The following is a 24,757-nucleotide window of genomic DNA, read 5'->3' on the forward strand; positions in this document are numbered from 1 at the left end:
TGTCGATGCAGGCGATGCTTACTTTCGCTGCCATGAATTTGAAGAAAATGGCCAACTGGACTTGGCAAGGTCCAGAAATGGCCTAAATGATAACCTCGGAGAGGTCTGCAATTCTCTGTAATTACTTGAAGTCCTACAAAAAATCAAAAAAAGAGTTCGGAATGAGACTATTCCGAACTCTATTTGTCTACAAACTGAAGGGAGCTGAACAGCTCCCTGATATTGAACTTATATATTTAGTGAAAGATTTAATTATAATTATTACTAATAATTCCTTAGCTGACCTTGATCTTCAATATAATCTAAATTTGTAATTGAAATAGAACCTTTTTTTGAATGAGCTTCTAAAGATAAAAGGGAATTTGAATATATTTTTAACATTCTTCTCAGTTCAGTTGGAATAGAGAACTTCCCGTTCCTATAAATTACTTTATTTAAATGAACATCTTCGTGATGTTTACTAATCAATAAGCGCCCTGCCTCCATATATATATATACATATTCTCCATCATTTACACACAATTTTTTCTTTAGTGCTAATGGAACTGAGATTTGGCCATTTTTTGATAACTTTTTAATATACAAGGAATCTTCATCCTTTCTATTCTATAAATTTCCGCTGGTATTCCATTTATATCCTGTCCCCCAAACTGTAACTAAATGATGATCAACGGGATAATCAGACTGCCTTAACTTCTCTCGGATATTTCTTATATGCGAGTCAATCGTCCTGTTATCTGTCTGGTCATTATTCTCCCAGATACTTTTTAGCAGTGCTTCACGGGAAAACACATAGTTGGGTTTTTTTAGCATTGTTCCTAAAAGGGCAAATTCCTTCGGGGTTAACGGGATTGAATTACCGTTATAAGTAAGATCAAATCCGCTTTCGTCGTACATTAACCCATGGGAGGAAAGGCCAGTCTTCTTGGGAGTTGTAGTTCTTCTTATTAAAGCCTCCACTCTTGCTAACAGTTCTTCCTCATTAAAAGGTTTGATAATATAATCATCCGCTCCTAGCTTAAATCCATTAAGTATATCTTGTTTTTCTTTGTTGGCTGTCAATATTATGATTGGAACATTAGAATTTTTTCGAATCTCTTTGCAGACTGTCCAACCATCTATATCAGATAATGAAATCTCTAAAATCACTAGCGATACATTTTCCAAAGTTAGGCATGTCAATACGTGCTTGATAGAGTGAGAATGCACACATTGATAGTATGGTGAGAGAAGATTTCCTAAATAGTTAACTACTCCTTGATCTTCATCAATAATCATGATCTTAGTCATTACAGTTGCTCCTCATTTGGTAATATCCTTAAAGTTACTTTACAAAAAAATATGAAGAAATTTTGCATTATTATTATCTTCCAAAAAAATTCTTAGGTATTTTCTATACTAGGAAATTGAAATCAGTATGCATTCAATCTATGTGGAAGTAATTGCTTAATTAAAGTCATAGATAACAAAGGAGCAAAACAAGATAAGGAGGAAACTTTTGAAGAGAACTAATGGGTATAAAATAAAACATGGCTTGACGGTATGTATATACTGAGAAAACAGTTAAAAATTATAGACTCAATCGATTGGTAAAGTCCCAGCTTTGTTCTTTTTCTAATAAATTCTTGTAACCTTATCATTAAATTAGACAGGTTAATCGATTATTTTGTATAATAAAGTTTTTTTCAATTTTAAATTTCATCTAGCAGGATTCTCACTTAAGCAATAATTAACTTACGGATTACCTTGTGTCTTTTCTGCACATTAAGTGCATATTTTTGTTGTAAACTTAATGTGATCGTTTGAAGAAGAGTATAGAAAATGAAAAACTTGAGAGGCACGTGGTTTCTATAGAATATTTAGGAGAAATGACTCTGATTGTCCTAGCCAAGTGTCATATTTAGTTTGTTCTCTTCCTGAAATGATCCTATAATTGGAAGCAGGAGTGAGATCTATGAAAAAGTCATTATTATTAGCAGTACTAGGATTAACCTTTAGCCTTGCCGCATGTGGCCAGGCTGAAGAAAAAAATAACAAGGATATCAAACAATCAGAAGCCCAAACTGATGAACAGGGAAGCGGGGAAGCGGCAATATCCAATAGTTTTTTTGAAGTCTTTGATGGGAAAATTGATCACATCCACGGGGTGGGCTATTCTGGAAATCAAGGCAAGCCCTTTTATGCAGCTCATGATGGATTAAAGGTTTACGATGGAGGGAAATGGTATAAAACTAAGGAAGAAAACAATGACTATATGGGCTTTAATGCAACAAAAGACGGCTTTTATACGAGTGGGCACCCTGGACAGGATTCAAACCTTCCAAATCCATTAGGAATACAAAAGAGTACGGATGATGGAAAAACACTTCAGGAGCTAGCTGTTGAAGGTGAAACAGACTTCCATCTAATGGGAGTAGGGTATGAAAATCAGGTGATTTTCCTAATGAACCCACAGAAAAATTCCATCATGGAAACAGGAAAGTTTTATCTCAGCGAAGATAACGCAAAGACATGGAAGGAAGTATCCGCAAATGGCCTTGATGATACATTGCTCAGTATCGCTGTACATCCCCAAAAAGCTGATTATTTGGCTGCATCCGGTCAGCAAGGTATATACCTGTCAAAGGATAAAGGTAAAACCTTTGAACGAATCTCGAAAAGCGGACAAGGCACATCTGTCTTTTTTACAAATGACAGCTTAATCTACGGGACTTACGATGGTACATCTAAGCTGACAAAGGTTTCTCTGTCTGATGAAACAGAAGAGGAAATAGCATTGCCTAAAATGAATGAAGATGCAGTTATGTATTTAGCTCAAAACCCGAATAATGATCAGGAAATGACGTTTGTTTCATTTAATGGAGACATATATTATACAACTGATGGCGCTAATAACTGGAATGCCATTGTAGAAGCAGGCAAAATTAAATAAATTAATTTTAAAGATCGAAGGGTGCTTCGATCTTTTTTGCTTTTTAAACAGCTATTATTCACCTCGAACTGTCCTTATATCACTGCTTCTTCATGCTCTTCAATTTGCTTTAGAACATAATGAAGTCTCTTAGCCCCATCAGCTATGAATCTCTATTAAGATCTTCTTAAACTCTTCCTCCCCGTTTCTATTTTTTCTTATGCATTTGTAATTTATCTGCATAGTTTTAGATGATGTTTTTTTGTGTAGCCTAAATTATTTTAATGCTATCCAAAAATTTTATTGCTAAATATGCATTTTTTGTGGAGTTTATTAAAAAAATGTAGTGGTAAAACTGTATTGAAGATTAGATAATATAACTATTTTGAGGTGAAATGATGAATCAGGAAACGAATCATGGTACACATGGACATGAATCTCATATCCATGGGGTACCATCTAATATCGTAGAAGAAATACAAACTGAATGGAATGTCAGTCCTGCTACTATTAAACCTAAACAAGAATCCGAAATTTTTTTATCAGTCAAAAAGAACGGAAAGAATATTATTTCCTTCTCAGCTGTACATGAAAAACAGATGCACATACTTATAATAAGTCACGATCTAAGTATTTTTCAGCATCTACATCCCAATTATGATGGGGAAGGTAAGTTTAATGTGAAGACCACCTTTCCAAAAGCAGGGAAATATAAAATATTTGCTGATTTTCTTCCAGAAGGTTCTGCTCAGCAACTTGCCAAGTATGATCTAATAGTAGAAGGCGAGGAGCAGGATGATGCAGTTAATTTTGATAAAGAGTTAAAAAAGCAAGTAGATGATTTAATGTTTGAGTTGAAATTTGATAATTTGGCCGTAAAACAGCATGTACTGATGACATTTACTGTTACGGACAGCAAAGGCAACAAAATTACGGATTTGGAACCTTATCTTGGATCAGCAGGACATGTAGTTATTGTAAGTGAAAAAATGGACGAGTTTCTCCACGTCCACCCAAAAGATGAGGCAGCTAAAGGGCCGGATGTTGAATATATGACTACATTCCCTATTTCAGGCAAATATAAAATTTGGGGACAGTTTAAATATATTGGCAAGCTTTATACGGTTCCATTTGTAATAAATGTTCCGGGTAAGTAAATAATATAAATAGCCTAAGTTATAAATAGGGCACACTTATTGAGTGTGCCCTATTTATTTAAAGGTAACTCTATATTATTTACGGCCTTCTCAGAATAGGAGGGAAGATTATTGAAAGAACAAATTGTAGATGCAAAACTGAAAAATATTCAGTCAAATAAAGATAGATTAAAAATTATTACTACCCTGGCCATTCCCGCTGTAATCGAAAATTTCTTTCAAACCATCCTTGGGTTTGTTGACACCTACTTTGTCTCAAAATTAGGCTTGGTGGAAGTGTCCGCTGTAGGAGTTACCAATGCAGTGCTCGCTATTTATTTTGCTCTTTTCATGGCAATTGGGGTGGCAGCGAACGTTAGGATTGCCAATTTTCTTGGAGCAAACTTGCCGGAAAAGGCAAGGCATATTTCCCAGCAATCTCTAGTTCTAGCCATCCTGTTTGGCTTGTTAACGGGAGTTATTACCCTTTTTTTTGCTGAGCCATTGCTGAAGCTTATGGGAATAGAGTCTAATGTATTAGATGCTGGTTCACTTTATTTTCGAATAGTAGGCATTCCATCTATATTCATGTCCTTAATGTTTGTATTGAGTGCCATACTTAGAGGGGCAGGAGATACAAAAACGCCAATGAAAATCAGCATCATAGTTAATATTGTGAATGCGGTATTAGATTACGTCTTGATATTCGGCATTTTATTTATTCCAGAAATGGGAATTGTGGGAGCTGCCCTTTCTACTGTATTTGCCCGTGTTATTGGAAGCATAGCGCTAATTTATTACTTAAACCGGTCCAAGGTTCTCGCTTTTCGCATGGACTATTGGAAACTAGATAAAGTGCATTTAATGGAGTTGACGACACTTGGGGCTCCAGCAGCGGGTGAACGGTTAGTTATGCGTGCTGGCCAGATCGTCTATTTCGGCTTTGTTGTTGCACTCGGAACAAATGCCTTTGCAGCCCACCAAATTGCAGGAAATATTGAAGTCTTTTCTTATATGATTGGTTATGGGTTCGCAACGGCAGCTACGATACTGGTTGGACAGCAAGTCGGGGCAGGTAACCTTGATGAAGCGAGGAGATATGCCAAACTTACAACCATCTTAACTTTAGCATCAATGTCTGTTCTGGGGGCTATGCTATTCTTCCTTGGTGAATGGGCGGGAAGGTTCTTTACAGAAGATCAGGAGGTAGTCAGAAACATAGGAACAGCTTTAAAGATATCGGGCGTTTTTCAACCCTTTTTAGCTGTGCTTATGGTATTAACAGGGGCATTCCAAGGTGCAAATAATACAAAATTCCCAATGTCCCTCACCGCCATTGGAATGTGGGCGGTGCGTACACTCCTTGTCTTTTTATTAGGCATAAAGCTAGGCTGGGGTTTAGCAGGTGTCTGGATTGCCATCGGAATTGATATTGCGTTTAGGGCAGTTGTACTCGTTATTCAGTTCCAAAGAGGAAAGTGGATGGCTCTCGAAAAAGCACCGGAGGCAGAATCTGAATGCCATCCGCAGACAACAAAGGAAACGATGTCGTCTTGTGTAAACAACTATTAAATTATTGCTGTGTACCAAAGTTAAGAATCAGTTTGCTTTTTTACTGAAAAAGGACCAAAAAAGGTCCTTTTTCATTTCTATAATAATTAGGGGGGATCTTTATTATATATTAAAGGTTTGCATGAATTATGGATTAAACATAAAAATTAATAAAAAGCAGCAATTCTTTTTCAACAAACGAGTAAAATGATTATTGCCTCAATTCTCCTGCATTTACATAGCAGGATATCCGGAATTTATAAAAGTCATTACAGCAAACCAGCCAAAAACAAGGAAGCTGCCTAATCCAAATAGCACACCTAGGAAATTTTTGTTTTTCAATGCACTAATTGTCCCAAAACCAGCAAGCAAAGCGACTAGTCCAAATATTATTACAATGCCCATCGAAAACACTCCTTTCTTATGATTTATTAACCTCTCAAAAAAAAGCGACCTTTATTAAGGCCGCTTCTCTATGTCTAGCGGTAGTATTATTACTACTCTGGTTTATTGTTAGCATTTGGATCAGGGGTAAAACTTGGCTTAAATCCGTCGTACTTAACCATATTTACCATTCCAGCTGTGGCATGGTGAAGATCATGACAGTGAAACAGCCAATTTCCGGGGTTATCAGCTTTAAACGCAACAACATATACATCACCCGGTTTTAAGTTAATGGTATCCTTTATTATCGGAGAGCCTTCTACAGGTTTTCCATTCTTGCTAAGGACCTGGAAGAAGTGACCATGGAGGTGCATAGGGTGATCATCCATCATAGAATTATTAGTCAATGTCACCTTAACGAGATCACCTTCCTTAACATTTATATTATCTGTTTCAGGAAATGTTTCGCCGTTAATCGTATAGGCCATATCACTGCCATTCATGGCAGTATTCAGATCCATTTTATATTCAACATCAAATTTCTGATCCAGTGAAAATTCCCCTTGTTTAGAAGGGCCATAATTAACAAACGTGAACTCTGGAAGTTCTTCGGACTGATTAGATTTATCTGTTGAATTAGAAGAGTTTTCATATTGAATTTTTGTCTTCATTCCACTTGTGCCTTCCATGTCACCATGGCACTCTATGAACCATTCGCCAGGGTTGTCCGCAGTAAACTCAATGTCATATCGCTCCCCTGGTGCTATTGAGATAACTTGATCTTTGATTTCTTTTGGTTGCTTTAGTTCTTGCCCGTCGATGGCTGCCACTTTAAAATCATGGCCATGCAGATGGATCTTATGAGACATATACCCTACATTGACAAGGCGAATTCTGACTTTTTCTCCTTCTTTTACTTTTAAAGGCTCAATGCTGTCGCCGCTTTTTCCATTTATTGAAAAGATATCGTAGGCGCTCATGTCATGGCCCATTTCGCCCATTCCATTCATGCTGTCATTGCTATCTGACTCCATACTGCCGTGATCCATGCCGCTCATACTTGAATCCTCTGAATCAGCCTCTTTATCGCTGTCTTCTTCTGAACCCATGTTACTGTGATCCATACCTTCCATGCTTGATTCACCCTCTTCAGGCTTGCTCATCCACTCATCAAGCATTAGGGTATAGTCGCGATCATATGTCTTCTCTTTTGGTTCTACAATAAAAGAACCGTAAAGACCTTTATCCATTTGCTCAACAGCATTCTGGTGGGTATGGTACATATATGTTCCAGGATCCTCCGGGGTGAATTCATATGTGAAGGATTTACCTGGCTGTACCGCATTTTGTGTTACACCTGGTATACCGTCCATTTCATTTGGAACCCTAATTCCATGCCAGTGTATGGACACAGGTTCATCAAGTTCATTTTTAAGCTTTATTTTTACTTTTTCTCCTTGTTTTACTCGAATTTGGGAACCGGGAACAGACCCATTGAATGTCAGTGCATCCACACTTACACTCTCATTCAGTTGATGTTTGCCTTTTTTTGCAACAATGTTTATTTCATTTCCTGTCAGTGTTTCTGTGGCATTTGTAGTTTGTAACCCCTCGATCTTTTCTTTTTCATCTGTATTATTTTCTTCTTCCATGTCCATGTTCCCATGGTCCATTCCACTCATGCCGCTATTAGAACAGGCAGCAAGAAATAAGATAGAAAAAAGTAATATAGCAAGCAGTTTAAGTTTCATGACTGAATACCTCCTGTTATTATTTAAACAAATCATAATATAAATAAGTGCAGAAACTATGGATAAAAAATTCTTTATATGAAATTTTTATTTAATGCAATCGACAGTTGGCATTTAGTTAACAAATAATTCATATTTCTTTGCAGGCTCTTTCTGAGGATCATAGAAATTTCTGCAAAAAATAGTGTTAACTTAAATCCTAAATAGGGGAGGGTGCGAGAATGATTAAATGGATCAGACGAACATTTATTTCAAAAAAGTTAAAAAGAACAGCTGGTGTATGTGCCATTTCAGTTCTTCCTCTTAGGTTGACAGTGTATCGACAGGGAAAGGGTGGATATGAATACGATGGCCAGCTTAGGGCCAATCAGTGAACTGGAAATGAATGTATTGCAGGAAATGCAGAAGAATCCATTATGAAAGAAGGAATTACACTTTACTGCCCCTGTCACGGAGGAAAGTATGATGAATTTGGTATTAATGTCAGGACCACTGGATGTTTTCAAAACGTAGATCCAAGACAGTAATGTGTATATAGCCATTCCTAGCCCAATAAAAGGGAAAAATCAAAAGGATGAACGGAGTGATGTCATATGTCGTGCTGTTCAAATAAGAAGTGGAAAATTAGAAAAAATAGAATACCAACCGGTATATTTTTAATAATTTGGTCTTTGATTGTGGGATTGATAGGATTAATTCGTTTATTTTTCAGATAAAAAAACTAATATTGCCTAATGAACAGACAACAATTTAGTCTGTTCATTTTTTTGCGTTGAAAATTCTTATCGTACATTTCAAATATGAATATTTTATGGAGTTCAAGAGATTGTTAGACTTTTTGAAAATAAACTTGCCATAGTGAAAAAAATCACTTTTGTATTCTTTTTTAGTTATTATGCTTTCCTTAAATTCGATAAGGAGGAACAAATCATGAGTAATGTAAAAAAGAGTGTATTTATTTTTCTTTTGCTTTTAGGAGTGATACTGGCAGGATGCAGTTCAGCAAGTAATGCTGGGGAAGATAAAAAGAGTGAAAAAGAACCTGTATCTCAAGTAGAAACCAAGGAACGGGAAGATGATGAGAATAAAGAAGAGGCCGATGAGAAGACAGCTGTCCAATATTATTTCACCGCAAACGAGGGAGGAAGTATCTCTAAAATTGAAGCAGTTAATAATTCAATTATATCGACAATAGAAGTAGATGGTTCGGTTCATAATGTGCAGGTTTCACCAGATGGAAAAATGATTGGGGCAACGGTGGTTCCTAGTATGGAAGGGCACGGTGGAGAAGATGATGGTCACGGAGAAGAAATGGAAATGGGTGCAAAAGCAGTTTTTTACAGCATAGAAAACGATGAACTAATGCAGGTAGTCGAAGTTGGCAACCACCCTGCCCACATTGTTTTTTCAGAGGATGGGAAATATGCTGCAGTAACAAACAATGAAGACAATAATGTGACTGTCATTGAAATACCGAGTTTTACTGTAATTAATACAGTGGAGACAGGGAAAGGACCACATGGATTTAGAATTTCATCAGATAGCAAGAGAGCTTATATTGCCAATATGGGTGAAGACACAGTAAGTGTTGTTAACCTTGAAACCATGAAGGAAGAAAACCGAATCAAAGTGGGAACATCTCCTGTAACGACAGGTGTTACTTCTGATGGAAAAACGCTTGTCGTTACATTAAATGGAGAAAATGCTCTTGCTGTGGTTGATTTGGATACTGATAAGGTTGATAAAATTCCAGTGGGGTCTGGTCCGGCACAAGTATATATTGATGAGAAAGATCAATTTGCCTATGTTGCAAACCAGGGAACAGAAGAAGCTCCTTCCAGCAGTGTTACAGTTATAGATCTGGCTGCAAAGAAAATAATTACTGAAATCAAAACCGGAAAAGGTTCGCATGGAGTGGTAACAAGTCCGGACAACAAGAGGGTGTATGTGACGAATATGTTTGAAGATACGGTCAGCATCATCGATAAAGAACAGAATAAAGTCATTAAAACAATTGAAGTAGAAGGAGTACCGAATGGAATAAGCATTACAAATTAATTCATTTGTCATCACTATATAAATACAAAAAACCGAGACAATTGTCTATAAATTTTATTAGAATAGCTGAATTATGTGATAGACCCCAGATTCAAAAATAGAAACTGGGGTTTGTCTCATTCTAAAATTATTTATATTTTAGTAGATTGTAGTTTACGGTTGACAGCATAAATTACCTTTGCCCTTTTCAAGAGCAGATTTTAAACTATCAAGTACACCTGACCATGCCATTTGGTGCCAGTTAATAGCTTCAATCCAGTCCTCATTATCTTTAAATCCAGTATGCTTTATAATCACTTTTGTAGAACTTTCATTAATTGATTTGAAACTTACATTAACTGTTGTTAGGTCATTTTCATTGTTCATTAGTGTTTCGAATTGGTCTGGCGCTTTCCATGTGAAATGCAGTTCGCTTTCATTGTTAAGTTTAGTGATTTTGCAGCCCTTCGTATTCATACCCGTACTATTTCCAGGTATGAAATAAAGTTCGTAATTGCCACCTTCCTTAGCATCTACTACCGCTTCAGGTGCAAACCATTCAGAAACTCTTTCAGAGATTGTCCAAGCGTACCATACTAGATTTAATGGTGCATTAATTGTTACCTCCTTAATAATAGCGATATCATTTGTTTCAGTTTTCAAAAGAATCACCCTCCATTGTAAAAATATTACAATACAAATAGTAACATTATTAAGAAAATTTAAAAATGATTAATTGTTAGATCTCTTAAAACCTACCCTGTTTTCCAACACTTCTATCTTTCTTTAATTCACTACCCTAGTAATGCTTTTCAGAAATACTGAGAGGGTGAATACAAAATTCACAGGAATTAACGTCTCCACTTTATTTATAATTGGCCCCTTGAGAAATATTGCAGTTCTATTTAGATAAACTGGAAAGTTAATTGAAGAATTCAGGAAGTTGATCCGTATATAATTAAAAAATGAGACAGTGTGAAAAGTAGAGTAAAGTTTAGTGCTAGGCATTATTCAAGCTTTTTTCATTTTTATTTTGGTTTTTTACAAGGTTGGATGTTTTTGCTTTGCCTTCAGAAGAAATAGGATTAAGTTGCCTGAATGTACTAGATACTTTCAGGTTCTATTAATGGAGGTAAAGTCAGAGCAAATTTTGCTACTGAAATATGTTCTAAATGATCCCAGGGAATATTTATTTATGTGGTATATGGAGCACTAAATTTTTTTTTGCTATCTTAATTGATGCTATTTCTGGGATAGATAATAAAGATTTCATCCTTTTCAATAATTATTGTTATCACAAGAGTTGAAGACCCGTTGCTGGATTGGTAGTATTGGTTGATTATTGTTGGTTTTCATTCATCTCCATCTAAACAAAACTAAAAGGAGACCACCTCTAGCCTCACAAATATTTGCTTATTAAAAAACAATCAGGAGCTTTTTATCCCTTTGGATGACTCATCAATTTTCATGTATTTTAACCAGCTGCTGTTCTGATAGTTGATTCCTAGCCAAATCGCTCTATATACATTATCTAAGCCAATCGCAATCCAAACTCCTGCTATGCCTAAGCCAAAATGTACACCCAATATATAAACACCAGCTGTTCGGATAATCCAGATGCCAATTGCAGTCGAGTACATCGGAAACTTTGTATTTTCTGCTGCTTGATATACGCCAGTTAAAATTAATACCACTGCTAAAGCAGGTTGAATAAAAGCATCAATTTGAAGGGCTAGTTTTATTTGTTGAACAACTTTATAATCATCGGTAAAGAAGTATGCTGCCCATTCTCCTAATATAAACAAGTTGCCACCAAAGATTGTCATAAACACAGTGCCTGAAAGAATTGAGAGGTTTGCATATCTTTTCGCACCATGAATGTCATTTGCACCAAGCCTTTGACTAACCAAAGTGGTGGCTGCGGCGGCAAATCCATAGCCGATCATATACGAAAAAATTTCGATGTTTCCAGCAATTTGATGAGCTGCGAAAGTATTAGTGCCTAAGGCTACGATTATTCCAAAATATAGCACCTGCCCAATTCTCATGACTAATCTCTCTCCAGCTGCTGGCGAACCCAAGGTAATAAGGTTCCATAGTATCTGTTTATTTATTTTCCAGTTTAAAGGGTTGGCTGATATAGTATTGTATTTTAATAGATAAAAAGAGAGTCCGATGACACCTAATATCCTCGAAATAATGGTCGCATAAGCTGCACCTTCCAATCCAAGAGCTGGAATAATGAAAAAGCCAAATATAAGGATGTAGTCAAGAACGATATGAATGAGGTTCATATATATGCTAATTTTCATGGGTGTCTTTGTATCACCATTGCCCCGTAAAATGCTCCCCATTACAAACATTAATGAAATGAAAATGGAAGGTGTTGCTACAATTTGAAAGTAGATAGCAGCTGGCTTTAATACACTGTTCTCGACTTCCATTAAACGGAGTAGAGGTTCAGCCAGGAAAAAGGAAATCAATCCAAATATTACTCCTAAAATAATAGCAAGAATAATGGACTGATCACCGATTTCTTTCGCTTTTTCCTTATCTCCAGCACCTTGAAATTTGGCAATTAAAACATTTGCCGCAACACCAATTGACATAAAGACGGCAAAATATACAGCCAGGATTGCATTCGTAATACCGACAGCAGAAACTTCAATCAACCCTAGTTTAGAAACAAATAAAGTATCAACGAAGCCGAGAATGGTTTGAAAAAAATTCTCGATAACTGCTGGCATGGCTAAGAAGAGGATGGTTTTAAGAATTTGGCTATTCGATTCATCCGACCTTAGGGTTTGAACCATTCTAACCTCTCCTTACCGAATATATTTATCAATGGCTTCATTTAATTTTTCGATAACAGTATCATCTCCCTCTTTAACCGCCTCAACCACACAGCCTTCCAAATGATCTTTTAAAATTACTTTTCCGCAGCTGTTAAGGGCTGAACGGATAGCTGCAATTTGGATCATTAAGTCTCCACAGTCCCGCCCACTGGCAGCCATTTCCTTAACAGAACGTACGTGTCCCTCAATTTTCGCTAATCGATTCACAACATTCTTTCTCTGCTTGTGATGATCATATTTCATCTTATCACCTCAAAACAAGTATAACCCCCCAGGGGGGATAAATAAAGTATATAAATTCTAAATTTTCAATTATCTTAATGTTCTAAGGTGTTTTTCATCAGGATTACTATAAATCTGTACAGAAGATAATAAAGATCGATTTTTAATTAAACTAAGGGGACAGGACCTATATAGAATGGGATTATGTTTTTATGAGGTTTTAAAATTAAATAAATTTATTAAAATTTGAAGCTTTGTTTGTTACAGATTTTTATTAAATAATTTATCATTTGTGCATATTTTCTCGATATTTGCTAGTTAAACTGCTAATTACAATAAAAAGAAGAGGTGATAACCCAATGGAAAAAATTGAGGCAATTGATCGCATAGCCTTTGAACTTGGACCGATTACTGTCTATTGGTATGGACTAATAATTGGAACAGGCTTGTTTTTAGGATGGCTTCTTGCGACAAGAGAATCAAGAAAACTTGGACTTGATAAAGATATTTTTGCGGATTTATTACTTTGGGCGATTCCAATATCCATTCTGAGTGCGAGATTATATTATGTTGTATTCAAGTGGGAATATTATATTGATAATCCCAGCAAGACTTTTGCAATATGGGAAGGCGGCATTGCTATCCATGGAGCATTAATAGGTGCAGTAATAACAGCAATCGTTTTTGCCAAAAAAAGAGGTGTTTCGTTTTGGAAACTTGCTGATATTGCTGCACCGAGCCTAATTCTTGGCCAGGCAATTGGTAGATGGGGTAATTTTATGAACCAGGAAGCGCATGGAGGGGAGGTTACCCGTTCTTTCCTTGAAGGACTTTTCTTACCGGACTTTATTATCAATCAAATGTATATTGAAGGTACCTATTATCATCCTACATTTTTATATGAGTCTCTATGGAATATTGCAGGCTTTGTCATTTTGATTGTTATTAGGAAACTTCCTTTAAGACGTGGAGAAGTCTTTCTTTCATACATTATTTGGTATTCTATTGGCAGATTTTTTATAGAAGGGCTTAGAACGGATAGCCTCATGCTAACAGAATCTTTAAGAATAGCCCAAGTTATGTCCCTCAGCCTAATTATAGGTGCAGCAGTTATGATTGTTTTTAGACGAAAGTTTGGGAAAACAAATAATAGCTATGCGGGGGGTTAATTAATCAGCAAAGCACTAACAAGAAGCCATTGTTGGTGAAGATTTGATTCTGTTATTGCTTACAACACTACCAATTATGCAGTTTTTGTGGAGTTTATGTATAAGGTGTATGGGTAGAATTGAGGTATGTAAAAAAATTACCTTTTAGATTTAACAGTACTCCTTATTACTAGCCTTATCAGAGTTAAAATCCGAGGATACACATAATGGAACTCGAGGTTATAACACAAAAAATATAAAAAAGAAGAAAATTGATAAATGATATTGCTTAAGAGTTATCCTGTAAATATTTGCTGTCTGAAATCAGACAGCTTCTTTATTTTCGAATTAGCGGAGGCATCAAATGAAGCTAAAAAATCTTATTTCATCTATTGCTGGGACAAATGAAAATGTAGCTGATATTGAAGTAGTTCAAATTCAATTCAAATCAAGAAATGTAAAAAAAGGAGATATCTTTGTTGCGATCAAAGGATTAAGGCATGATGGTCACAATTTTATAAATGAAGCCATCTCCAAAGGAGCGGTCGCTGTTATAGGTGAAGAAAACAATTATTCTCTACCTGTTCCTTACATCAAAGTAGAAGATACAAGGAAAGCTCTTGGGAGACTTGCAAAAACACTATATAGAGATCCTTCATTGATTCATAACATGATTGGGATTACAGGAACAAATGGAAAAACCACAACAGCTTACATGGTAAAACACATTTTCGAAACTGCAAAGGAGTCCTGTTCACTCTTTAGCACTGTCTCAAATTTTGTAAACGGAATCGAGCTTATGTCTACTGCAACAACACCCGATATACTAGAATTAAATAATATGCTGAGGATGAGCTCGGATAAGATTGTAGTGATGGAAGTTTCATCACATGGTCTCCATCAGAAGAGGGTAGAGGGTTTGGAATTTAATTATGGGGTTTTCACCAACCTTACTCATGATCATTTAGACTATCATCAAGATATGGATGATTATTTTAATACAAAAGCAGAACTATTCAAGCTTCTGAAAAAAAATGGCGAAGCAATCATTAACTCATCCTGTCCCTGGGGAATGAAATTAATGAATCAACTTAAAAATAATAGACAAACTGTCTTTTCTTATGGAAATTCGGAAAACGACGACCTTCAGTTATTATGTACGGAAGCTGGAATTTCAAAGATAAAAGTAAAGGAATCAAATGAAATATTTGAGATCAAAATGCCTATGCCAGGTAAACATAACTTACAAAACGCACTTGGTGCGATACTATGTACATTGCGGGCAGGGGTAAAAATCCAGAATATCATATATGCCGTAGAAAATTTCCCTGGTGTTCCTGGACGTTTTGAAGAAATTCGACATCGAGGTGCTAATTTTATCTTAGATTACGCGCATACTCCTGATGGTCTAGACAACATTTTACAGACTGTTAAAAGTATGAAACAAAATAAGATTATTCACATTTTTGGGTTTAGAGGGAACAAAGATAAGACTAAGCGACTAGATATGCTCGACATTTCTGCTAAATATTGCGATGAGATTATTTTAACGTTTGATGATTTAAATGGAGTTTCGAAAGATTTAATGGTAACCGATTTGGAAAAATCAGTAAAATATCTTGAAAGTAGGAATGTCCACTTGATTATAGATAGGACAAGGGCTATTGAATATGCGTGGAAAAACTCAGAAAAAGGGGATCACATAGTGATAACCGGCAAAGGGCCTGAACCATATGAGCAAGAGTTTGAAATTCCCACCGATAACGATGCTGGAACAATTAAATATTTATTTTCAAAGTATTACAATAAATCTAAGGCTTAAATAAAGATTACCAAGATAAAATAGCAAGAACACCATTTGATTTCAGAGAAAAACAAATTTTACTGAATGTACGAAAGCCCATGTTTATACAATGGACTTTCGTACTTTTTTATTGTTAACTGCATATTTTCTTGATATTAATGTGTAATAATATTTTTTATCTTTTATCACAGCGACCTATTTCAATTAAAAGGAAATGACCTTGTTAGCAGTGTAAAGAAAAATGAAAAGAGGGATAGTTATCCATGGGGTTACTAATGAGGCATTTAATTATTGGATCGGTAACTATACTTTTAGTATATATTTTCTTAACAAGTAGATCGGAATGGAGTGATATGCACTCTTGGAACCGGGCATTTGCTGATGTATCGCTCATTTTTCTTTTCATAACCATTATGATTGGGCCTTTGAGCCGGCTAAGTAACCTCTTTGTACGCTTTTTATCTTGGAGAAGAGAGCTTGGGATTTGGTGCTCCATTTTGGCTCTACTGCATGTATATGTACTTTTCCAAGGGTGGTTTTACTGGGAACCAATTAGATTAATAATTGGCGTTAATCAAGAAACAGGCCAGCTTACATTTGATCCCGGCTTTACTCTTGCAAACCTGTTAGGTTCTATAGGTCTTTTATATTTGTTTTTACTAGCTTTGATCTCAAATAAAAAAGCAATAGAATTACTGGGCAAAAGGGGATGGGACTACCTGCAGCAAAAAAGCGGAACTCTATATATTTTAGTTGTATTACACACGGCATTCTTTCTCTTCTTTTTTAGATTAGGCAGTTACAATTGGGTGCAAAAGCCTTTTCTAGGACTGTTGACAGTTGCTTTCGTGATTCAGTGGATTGGATTTTTTAAAACGGTATTTAAAAGCAAAAAAAGAAGACAGTAGGGCTGTCGTTTTGAATGCGGAATTTTGAGAAAAATACAACTGAGGAAATAAAGATGAAATTATTTTTAATTTTAAACAGTTTGGCTGCAGCAACTCTTATGTTAATTCTCATATTAGGGAAAGAAGAGCTCACAAAACTATTGAATTTGCTAGTTTCAGAGGCTCCTAAAGAAGTTTACAGCGATCTTGGCGAGGTGCATGATTATACAAATAAAATTGTAAAGATAAAAGATCAAGTTCTTCTTGATGCGCCTGTAATTAAGCAGTTTCCCGAACTTCCAAGAGGATGCGAGGTGACAAGCCTTGCAATGCTGCTGCAATACAGTGGCATTGACACTGATAAAATGACTCTTGCAAAAGAAATTAAAAAGAATGCTGTTCCTCTAAAGAAAGAAGGAGGCCATATTTTTTGGGGACATCCAAATGATGGCTTTATTGGGGATATGTATTCATATGATAATCCCGGATTAGGAGTATACCATAAACCAATAAAGGAATTAGCTGAAAAGTATATGCCTGGACAAATTATTGATTTAACAGGAAGAGAGTTTTCCGAGCTTATGGTTTTTCTTTCATTGGACACTCCAGTCTGGATTATAACAAATACAACTTATAGGGAATTGCCCAAAACAGCATTTGAAAAATGGAAAACACCTGCTGGAGAAATAGATATTACCTATAAAGAACACTCGGTCCTGATAACTGGATATGATGAAAAAAATATATTTTTTAACGACCCTATAACGGGGATGAAAAATAAGTCTATGAACAAAGAAGACTTTCTTAAAGCCTGGAAGCAAATGGGGAGTCAGGCAGTGACCTTCATTCCTAAAAGAGTTTTAAAATGAATATATTAAACTACGAAAAAATTTTTTAATGTTAGGAGTGTTAATATGAATGGTGTTAATCTTGTAAAATCACTATTAAACAAGAGGCTAGGCCTATTTTATTTTGCAGTTTTACTCTTCTGGATAAAAACATATCTAATTTATAAAACCGAATTTAATCTTGGAGTAAATAATGGGATGCAACAGTTTCTACTAGTGCTCAACCCCGTTAGTTCAGCATTATTATTCCTGGGAATTGCTCTATTATTTAAAGGAAGAAAACAGCATTGGATGCTGCTGGCCATCAATTTTGTGCTAACTTTCTTCTTATATGCTAATGTTGCTTATTATCGATTCTTTAACGACTTTATTACAATTCCGGTTCTTTTTCAGACACAAAATTTTGGAAAAGTTGGAGGGAGTGCAGTTGCTCTTTTAGAGCCAACAGATATATTCTATTTCTCTGATACCATTTTGTTGTTTGCCCTTATTCTTTCAAAGAGACTGAAAATGCCTGACAGATTACCGAGAAGATCTTTAGGTAAGTTATATTTAGTGGGGCTATTGATACTTGGAATAAATGTTGGGCTTGCTGAAGCGGATAGGCCACAATTGCTGACTAGAAGTTTTGATAGGAATTACCTTGTAAAGTATCTTGGAGCATTTAACTTTGCCATATATGATATTGTCCAAAACGCTAGGTCTTCTGCCCAAAGAGTTATGGCTGACAGCAGTGATATTACAACAGTTGAAAATTACACATTATCAAAGAATACAGAGAAAAATCCGGATTATTTTGGTGCAGCCAAAGGGATGAATGTCATTTACATTTCGATGGAATCTTTTCAGAACTTTCTTATCGGATATAAGCTTCATGGAGAAGAGGTTACGCCATTCTTAAATTCATTGGCAAAAGATCCGAATACAATCTATTTTCCGAATTTCTTTCATCAAACAGCACAGGGCAAAACGTCTGACGCCGAGTTCCTAATGGAAAACTCTTTGTATCCCCTTCCTCAAGGTTCTGTATTTACGACTAAAGCACAAAATACGTTTCAGGGATTACCGGCTATCTTAAAAGACAAGGGCTACTATTCTGCTGTTTTCCATGGAAACTACAAGTCGTTTTGGAACCGGGAAGAAATGTACAAGTCTTTAGGATACGATATGTTTTATGATGCCACTTATTATAATATGCGAGAGGAAAATGTTATTAACTACGGTCTAGAAGATAAACCGTTTTTTAAAGAAACAATTCCTTATTTACAATCCATTCCTCAGCCGTTTTACACCAAATTAATTACGCTTTCTAATCATTTTCCATATTTGATTGACGAAGAAGATCAGTCGATAGCCCCTGCACAAACTGGTGATGAAACAGTTGATGGTTATTTCCAGACGGCCCGATATTTAGATGAAGCACTAAAGCAGTTTTTTGAAGATCTAAAGATTTCTGGTCTTGATAAAAACACAATGGTTGTAATGTACGGAGATCATTATGGAATTTCTGAAAACCGCAAAAAAGCAATGTCGAATGTTTTAAACAGGGACATAAATAACTTTGAACAAGCTCAACTTCAGAGAGTGCCTCTATTTATATACGCTCCAGGCCTGAAGGGTTTTGTTAATGAAACATATGGGGGAGAAGTTGATGTGCGGCCAACAGTATTAAATTTACTCGGTGTTGACACAACACATCAGGTTGCCTTTGGAACAGACTTATTATCTAAAAATAGAGATGAAATAGTCGCATTTAGAAATGGCGATTACATTACGGATAAAGTGACATCCGTTAAAGGTAAAATTTATGAGAACGATACAGGGCAAATTGTAGAGGATGCGACACCATATCAAAAATACTCAGAGATTGTTAAAAACGAATTAGAGTTATCTGATAAGGTGGTATATGGAGATTTGCTTCGTTTCCACAAACTTAGCGGTATTAAAACTCCAGCTAAAACAAAATTGGATTATACAAAAGCCGAGCATTACAATGAAGATTGGACTCAGGAGCAGAAATAGAATTCAGGGGGGGATACCCCCCTTTTTTATTCATATTTTCTGCATATTTTAGAAGGTATATTGTCTTTTTAGTTACTTTTTTATAGAATACAAATCGTAACGGTTACTATTTAACATCATAGGAGGAAGCACTTTGTATAAATCAATTTGGCTAATACTGTTTGCCATCGGCATTTTAGTCCTTGGGGGATGCAGTAAAGCAACTCAAGAGGACAAAAACATTCAAACAGATGATGAGAAGATAAAAATTTACACAACAATTTTTCCGCTCAAGGATTTTGTTGAAAAAATTGGAGGGGAGTTAGTACAAGTGGAAAATATTGTTCCTGCAGGATCGGATGCTCATTCCTTTGAACCTACAACTAAAACCATGGTCAAAATAGCAGAGGGGGATGCATTTATCTATTTAGGAACCGGAATAGAAGGGTTTGCCGATGCGGTCATTAATGCCGTGAAAAATGAAGATACAGCCATTGTAAAAGCATCAGAAGGAATTCCTTTAATTGGTGCTTCAGAATCCTCTGAAGATGCACAACATGAAGAGGAAAATAATGAGGAGCATGCTGGTGAAGAAGGAGATGATGTTGATCCTCATGTTTGGCTTGACCCAGGCAGGTCCGTGCAGCTTGCGGGAAATATAAAGAATGCATTAATCAAAATTGATCCTAGCCAGCAAGATTACTTTGAAAAGAACTTCCAGGCTCTCAAAAATAACTTAGAAACAGTAGATTCTAACTTTGAAAGCATGGTCAACGAATCACAAAATAAAACCTTCATCGTCGCCCATTCTGCATACGGTTATTGGGAAGATGCATATGGCTTAAAGCAAATAGGAATTAGCGGCCTTTCTCCTAGTGCTGAACCTTCTCAAAAACAGCTCGAAGAAATCATTAAGACCGCTGAAAATGCTGAATTAAATTATATCCTATTCGAGCAAAATGTCGAGAATCGGGTTGCTGAGGTGATAAAAAGAGAACTCGGTGCAGAAACTCTGACTCTTCATAATTTAGAATCATTAACAGAAGAAGATATTCAAAATAATGAAGACTATATAAGCTTAATGAATAAAAATATTGAAACCTTAAAACAAGCATTAAATAATAAGTAAAGGATATCAAACCAGCTTTGAATAAAGCCCTTTCTAATTAGTTCCATTTTTGTAATGGATAAAAACATGTATTAATTTGCAGCGGCTGCTTTCTCTTTGTTAAGTCAATAATTGTGGAGTCTTAGTAACCAAATAGTAAATAATAATGTAACATTGTAGCTTCTCTTAATTTGGTTTGGGAAACATCAAATGTTTTAATAACCCTTTAGGAGGTATATACCCATGTCAAATAATTTAAAGGAGGAAGACAATGACCAACAAAATTTTAAAAATATCAGGATTAGGTTTGGCATCGCTCGGAATCGTTTTTTCAGCTGGGGGAGTTTCTGCAGATGCCCACAATATGGGAGTCAAAATGCAAAACAGTGCACAAGTTAAAGCTGAATCGAACTTTGAGAAAAATCTAGCTAAAATAGACAAAAAAGTGAATGCTATTATCGTTAAGATAAAGGGAATTAGAGCATCCCTTGAAGAACCCCCTTTATCTGCTGAAGAGGTAGAGAGATACAAGGAATATAAAGAAGAAATTGATGATCTACTTAATCGTTTAAACGCTACGGAAAAGCATTTAGAGGCCATAACTAAAAATACAGACAAACCAAATGTTTCCTCGGAAGAGATCGAAGGACTGCTTAATGAAGTGCGCCTTAATGCTTTAGAAATCAAAGAAACAATTGAAGTTCATTTTGCTGAGACAATGTCAAGTTCAGGTGACGTTCCTGATAAACTTGAAGAAGCTGAGAATCCAGCTTTTGAAATCGGCAGTCAGGCCATAATTGAAGCAGATCATATGCCAGGCATGAAAGGTGCGCTAGCAACCATTGCAGGAGCATATGAGACTACTGCTTACTCTGTTACGTATTTTCCTACGACTGGAGAAGAGCCGGTAAAAGATCATAAATGGGTCATCCATGAGGAAATTGAAAACGCTGGGGAAGAGTCTCTTAAACCTGGTACAGAAGTTACCCTTATTGCAGATCATATGGAAGGTATGGACGGAGCAAAAGCGGTCATTGAATCAGCGGCCGAAACTAATGTCTATATGCTTGACTTTACGACCACAACCAGCGAAAAAGTAGATAATCACAAATGGATCATTGAAAGTGAACTAGCACCAATTGAGTAGAAGTTATTAGATATTTAAAGCATATTAGCAAAGCCAATGTATACAAGCCTTTTCTCTTGTATATATTCGGCTTTTTTAATAGAGATAATAGTGAATTCTTTAAAAAGGATATCTATCGGTTTACAAATAATTCTTTGAGGATCACAAAGTACAGGCAGACTCCTAATCTTTGTAAGGAGATCAACCGTTTTTATAACCCGAAAACCCCCTAATCATTTCCTGCTACAATGGAGACTTCAAATCCATTAAAAATCCATACTTTTTTGAGAAACTAATCTCAAAAAGATAGGTGTGAAGAAATGGATATTTCAAGAAATGAAGTGATCATACAAAGATATGACAGAATCTCTCTTCTCTATGACTGGATGGATAAGATGATTAAGGATGAATGGAGAAATAGTCTATTGGCCAATGTCAGAGGAGACATTCTGGAGGTAGGGATCGGAACAGGAATAAACCTTACATATTATCCAAAAGATATTAATTCCTTAACTGGCGTAGATTTTAGTGAAGGAATGCTCAACTTAGCAAGGAAGAAGAAAAAAAAATTACAAGTAGATTTTAAAGTGAATTTGATGAATGCTGATATCCAGGTCCTTCCATTCCCTGACAATACTTTCGACTCTATCGTTTCAACCTGTGTGTTTTGCTCTGTTCCTGATCCGGTAAAAGGGTTAAAGGAACTTAAAAGAGTATGTAAGCCTGAAGGAGAGATTTTTATGATTGAGCATATGAGAAGCAGCAGCCCTCTTGCAGGAGTGTTAATGGACGCGCTTAATCCATTAACAGTTAGGCTTTGGGGAGCCAATATTAACCGGGATACACTACATAATATAGATCTATCAGGACTAGTTATAGTAGATAATATTCCATTAATGGGTACGGTTGTCCGAAAACTTACTTTAGGGCCAAATAATTAAATACAAGTACTTTGTTGAATGAGGCTATGCAAAATTATGCATTTTTTATGCAGTTTATTTTCTTAAAGTAGGGGGAATCTATTTAATGAATTAGAATATTGGAAAGGATGATCCTATGTATAGCCAAACCTATGAACAATGCATTCAGGCATGTCTTGAATGTATAGAGGCCTGCAATATTTGTTATGATGCATGCCTTCGCGAGGATGATTTGAAAATGATGGTAGACTGTATCCGGATGGATCGTGATTGTGCTGATATTTGTGCTTTTGCTACAAAATCGATGCAATCCAATAGCCCCTTTATAAAACAGATATGTCAATTATGTGCCGAAATTTGTGAAGCATGTGGAAACGAATGCAAGAAACATCAACATGAACATTGTCAAAAATGTGCAGATGCTTGCTTTAAATGCGCAGATGCTTGCCGTCAAATGGTACAATAAGCAATAAACAGGCACCTGAGGTGCCTGTTTTTGTTTGTATGAATTGAAATCAAAATGAAAAGCCCGCTCATCACAGTGAAAAAATACAAACTCTATTAGATCTAAAAGTTCTTCCTAGATTCTATTCTATTATCCTTCTTCTGTTCATATATTCTGAGTAGAAAACAGAATAAATAGAACTGAGGGGTACAAATGAAAGAAAAGAAGAATACATCTATTTTGTTTATACGAGTTCACTGGATTTATTTATCCCTATTTTTCTTGATTTTTAGTATTTCATTTTTTATAAACTTTCTTGATTTAAAAGAAAGATTAAATTCTTCCATAATAACAGCTACTAGTGAAAAAGTGCATACTAATTTCTTTCTAAGGCTAATGTCTACTGAAATAGGTCCGCTAAAATCAAGTATTAAGGAAGAAGAAGAGCCCTCCATTTCCCAAGTTGTATTTCACACCTTTACAAATATTTGGCCAGAAGACATTCGGACTTTTCTGGGCAGAGAAATACCTGGATTCTCTACTTTTAACACCGAAATTGCCATTGCAGGTCTCGGAACAGACCTTACCACGTTGCCTATTGAATCAGCTCCACCGTTGGAGATGCTGTTGAAAGAGAAAGAGCAGGCAGAAAAAGACCAAGATCAACCAAAAGGTACAGAAGAAAAGGGAGCTTCACCAATCCCTAAAACCGGAAAAGATGTTGCGTATATTTATCATTCACACAGCTGGGAGGCCTTTTTGCCTTTACTTCCCGGAAAAAAAACGGCTAATGAAGCTGTAAGTTTAAATGAAAGTAAAAATATTATAGCCGTGGGTAAAAAGCTGAAAGAAGAATTAATGAAACGAGGGATAGGAGCAAATCATAGTACATCTAATGTTACAGAAGAATTGAAAAAGAAAAATTGGAATTATAATTATTCTTATGCTCTATCAAGAGAAACAGTAAAAGAGGTAATGGCCCAAAACTCTTCCATTAATTATCTTATTGATATTCACAGAGACTCCCAGCCAAAGAAACTAACAACTACTATGATAAACGGTAAGCCATTTGCAAGATTATTTTTTATAGTCGGGAAGGAAAATATAAACTACGAAAGGAACCTTGCATTAGCTAAAGAATTAAACAAAAAACTAGAAGAAAAGTATCCAGGGATTAGCAGAGGTGTATTTATTAAAACAAAAGACGATGGGAACGGAGTTTATAACCAAGACCTTTCCAGCCAGTCCATGCTGCTTGAGTTTGGGGGAGTAGAAAATAACAACACTGAACTTGATCATTCTATTGAAGCGTTTGCGGAGATTTTCAGTGAATATTATTGGGACGCTGAGGAAGTAAGCGGAAATGAAGGATGATTTATATCCTTAACTGCTGATAGGCTGCATTTTTTCATCTACACATTTCTTTTAGAAAGATTGAAGCTGATTTTTGAACATTCAAAGATCGGCTTTTTTAATTATATTACGATATTTTTTTCAACACATAACCCCCCACTCTATTAGTAAAAATAAAATTCGTTTAAAGACACAGGAGGTTACTTTTCCTTTTTCTATAAATACCTTAAATATTGTGTTTCTTCATAAAATCTTCATAATTAAATGTTA

Annotated in this window: 22 protein-coding genes; 15 read left to right on the top strand and 7 right to left on the bottom strand. The window is 35.8% G+C overall.

Annotation, left to right across the window (positions count from 1 at the left end; all coding sequences use genetic code 11):
• Nucleotides 1-264: 264 nt before the first annotated feature.
• Both NR125_RS25220 and NR125_RS25225 read right to left on the bottom strand, forming a co-directional pair.
• Nucleotides 265-585: an AbrB/MazE/SpoVT family DNA-binding domain-containing protein gene (locus NR125_RS25220; RefSeq protein ID WP_035333201.1), complete on the bottom strand. Its 321-nt coding sequence runs from the start codon at nucleotides 583-585 to the stop codon at nucleotides 265-267.
• 21 nt (nucleotides 586-606) lie between these two features.
• A complete protein-coding gene (locus NR125_RS25225) occupies nucleotides 607-1,290 on the bottom strand; it encodes a response regulator transcription factor (RefSeq protein ID WP_083390536.1) in 684 nt (227 codons plus the stop codon).
• A 664-nt stretch (nucleotides 1,291-1,954) separates the two neighbouring features.
• Between NR125_RS25225 and NR125_RS25230 the strand changes: the two genes are divergently transcribed.
• The 3 genes from NR125_RS25230 to NR125_RS25240 all read left to right on the top strand — a co-directional run bounded on the left by NR125_RS25230 (nucleotide 1,955) and on the right by NR125_RS25240 (nucleotide 5,619).
• Nucleotides 1,955-2,932: a F510_1955 family glycosylhydrolase gene (locus NR125_RS25230; protein WP_071158581.1), complete on the top strand. Its 978-nt coding sequence runs from the start codon at nucleotides 1,955-1,957 to the stop codon at nucleotides 2,930-2,932.
• A gap of 374 nt (nucleotides 2,933-3,306) precedes the next feature.
• Nucleotides 3,307-4,068, top strand: coding sequence for a hypothetical protein (locus NR125_RS25235; protein WP_244671328.1), 762 nt, complete (start codon nucleotides 3,307-3,309; stop codon nucleotides 4,066-4,068).
• Nucleotides 4,069-4,179: 111 nt separating this feature from the next.
• Nucleotides 4,180-5,619: an MATE family efflux transporter gene (locus tag NR125_RS25240; protein ID WP_256816357.1), complete on the top strand. Its 1,440-nt coding sequence runs from the start codon at nucleotides 4,180-4,182 to the stop codon at nucleotides 5,617-5,619.
• Between the two features lie 213 nt (nucleotides 5,620-5,832).
• On the opposite strand, the gene NR125_RS25245 is transcribed toward NR125_RS25240, so the two are convergent.
• Nucleotides 5,833-6,003, bottom strand: coding sequence for a DUF2759 domain-containing protein (locus NR125_RS25245; RefSeq protein WP_035333196.1), 171 nt, complete (start codon nucleotides 6,001-6,003; stop codon nucleotides 5,833-5,835).
• A 92-nt stretch (nucleotides 6,004-6,095) separates the two neighbouring features.
• Nucleotides 6,096-7,733, bottom strand: coding sequence for a multicopper oxidase family protein (locus NR125_RS25250; RefSeq protein ID WP_071158587.1), 1,638 nt, complete (start codon nucleotides 7,731-7,733; stop codon nucleotides 6,096-6,098).
• 221 nt (nucleotides 7,734-7,954) lie between these two features.
• Between NR125_RS25250 and NR125_RS25255 the strand changes: the two genes are divergently transcribed.
• Both NR125_RS25255 and NR125_RS25260 read left to right on the top strand, forming a co-directional pair.
• On the top strand, nucleotides 7,955-8,107 hold the full coding sequence (locus tag NR125_RS25255) for a hypothetical protein (protein ID WP_175502209.1): 153 nt from the start codon (nucleotides 7,955-7,957) through the stop codon (nucleotides 8,105-8,107).
• Between the two features lie 556 nt (nucleotides 8,108-8,663).
• Nucleotides 8,664-9,791 carry a YncE family protein gene (locus NR125_RS25260; RefSeq protein ID WP_071158589.1) on the top strand — a complete coding sequence of 376 codons (1,128 nt, stop codon included), beginning with the start codon at nucleotides 8,664-8,666 and terminating at the stop codon, nucleotides 9,789-9,791.
• Nucleotides 9,792-9,944: 153 nt separating this feature from the next.
• On the opposite strand, the gene NR125_RS25265 is transcribed toward NR125_RS25260, so the two are convergent.
• The 3 genes from NR125_RS25265 to NR125_RS25275 form a co-directional block, all read right to left on the bottom strand.
• Nucleotides 9,945-10,433, bottom strand: a complete 489-nt coding sequence (locus NR125_RS25265) for an SRPBCC family protein (RefSeq protein WP_256816361.1) — start codon at nucleotides 10,431-10,433, stop codon at nucleotides 9,945-9,947.
• Nucleotides 10,434-11,197: 764 nt separating this feature from the next.
• On the bottom strand, nucleotides 11,198-12,583 hold the full coding sequence (locus tag NR125_RS25270; protein ID WP_071158599.1) for an MATE family efflux transporter: 1,386 nt from the start codon (nucleotides 12,581-12,583) through the stop codon (nucleotides 11,198-11,200).
• A gap of 12 nt (nucleotides 12,584-12,595) precedes the next feature.
• Nucleotides 12,596-12,868 (bottom strand): metal-sensing transcriptional repressor, encoded by a 273-nt coding sequence (locus NR125_RS25275; RefSeq protein WP_035332159.1) that lies wholly within the window; start codon nucleotides 12,866-12,868, stop codon nucleotides 12,596-12,598.
• A 338-nt stretch (nucleotides 12,869-13,206) separates the two neighbouring features.
• On the opposite strand from NR125_RS25275, the gene lgt reads away from it, so the two are divergent.
• The 10 genes from lgt to spoIIP all read left to right on the top strand — a co-directional run bounded on the left by lgt (nucleotide 13,207) and on the right by spoIIP (nucleotide 24,508).
• The gene (lgt, locus tag NR125_RS25280; RefSeq protein WP_071158601.1) at nucleotides 13,207-14,016 is read left to right on the top strand and encodes a prolipoprotein diacylglyceryl transferase; all 810 of its coding nucleotides are present in this window, start codon (nucleotides 13,207-13,209) and stop codon (nucleotides 14,014-14,016) included.
• 343 nt (nucleotides 14,017-14,359) lie between these two features.
• The gene (locus NR125_RS25285) at nucleotides 14,360-15,817 is read left to right on the top strand and encodes a UDP-N-acetylmuramoyl-L-alanyl-D-glutamate--2,6-diaminopimelate ligase (RefSeq protein ID WP_256816370.1); all 1,458 of its coding nucleotides are present in this window, start codon (nucleotides 14,360-14,362) and stop codon (nucleotides 15,815-15,817) included.
• Nucleotides 15,818-16,074: 257 nt separating this feature from the next.
• Complete coding sequence (locus tag NR125_RS25290) at nucleotides 16,075-16,707, top strand: ferric reductase-like transmembrane domain-containing protein (protein WP_254786602.1); 633 nt, start codon at nucleotides 16,075-16,077, stop codon at nucleotides 16,705-16,707.
• A gap of 53 nt (nucleotides 16,708-16,760) precedes the next feature.
• Nucleotides 16,761-17,555, top strand: a complete 795-nt coding sequence (locus tag NR125_RS25295; RefSeq protein ID WP_254786603.1) for a C39 family peptidase — start codon at nucleotides 16,761-16,763, stop codon at nucleotides 17,553-17,555.
• Nucleotides 17,556-17,600: 45 nt separating this feature from the next.
• A complete protein-coding gene (gene ltaS / locus NR125_RS25300; protein ID WP_071158609.1) occupies nucleotides 17,601-19,556 on the top strand; it encodes a lipoteichoic acid synthase in 1,956 nt (651 codons plus the stop codon).
• Nucleotides 19,557-19,689: 133 nt separating this feature from the next.
• Nucleotides 19,690-20,664: a metal ABC transporter substrate-binding protein gene (locus tag NR125_RS25305; RefSeq protein ID WP_071158611.1), complete on the top strand. Its 975-nt coding sequence runs from the start codon at nucleotides 19,690-19,692 to the stop codon at nucleotides 20,662-20,664.
• Between the two features lie 640 nt (nucleotides 20,665-21,304).
• Entirely contained in the window at nucleotides 21,305-21,790 is a 486-nt protein-coding gene (locus tag NR125_RS30240; RefSeq protein WP_071158827.1) for a YdhK family protein, read from the top strand.
• 299 nt (nucleotides 21,791-22,089) lie between these two features.
• Nucleotides 22,090-22,710 carry a class I SAM-dependent methyltransferase gene (locus tag NR125_RS25315; RefSeq protein ID WP_071158613.1) on the top strand — a complete coding sequence of 207 codons (621 nt, stop codon included), beginning with the start codon at nucleotides 22,090-22,092 and terminating at the stop codon, nucleotides 22,708-22,710.
• A gap of 115 nt (nucleotides 22,711-22,825) precedes the next feature.
• Nucleotides 22,826-23,155 (top strand): four-helix bundle copper-binding protein, encoded by a 330-nt coding sequence (locus NR125_RS25320; RefSeq protein WP_019380870.1) that lies wholly within the window; start codon nucleotides 22,826-22,828, stop codon nucleotides 23,153-23,155.
• A 192-nt stretch (nucleotides 23,156-23,347) separates the two neighbouring features.
• Nucleotides 23,348-24,508 carry a stage II sporulation protein P gene (gene spoIIP / locus NR125_RS25325; protein WP_256816376.1) on the top strand — a complete coding sequence of 387 codons (1,161 nt, stop codon included), beginning with the start codon at nucleotides 23,348-23,350 and terminating at the stop codon, nucleotides 24,506-24,508.
• The last annotated feature ends 249 nt before the right edge of the window (nucleotides 24,509-24,757 follow it).

This window comes from Cytobacillus sp. Bac17, from assembly GCF_024519925.1.
GTDB lineage: Bacteria > Bacillota > Bacilli > Bacillales > Cytobacillaceae > Cytobacillus > Cytobacillus pseudoceanisediminis.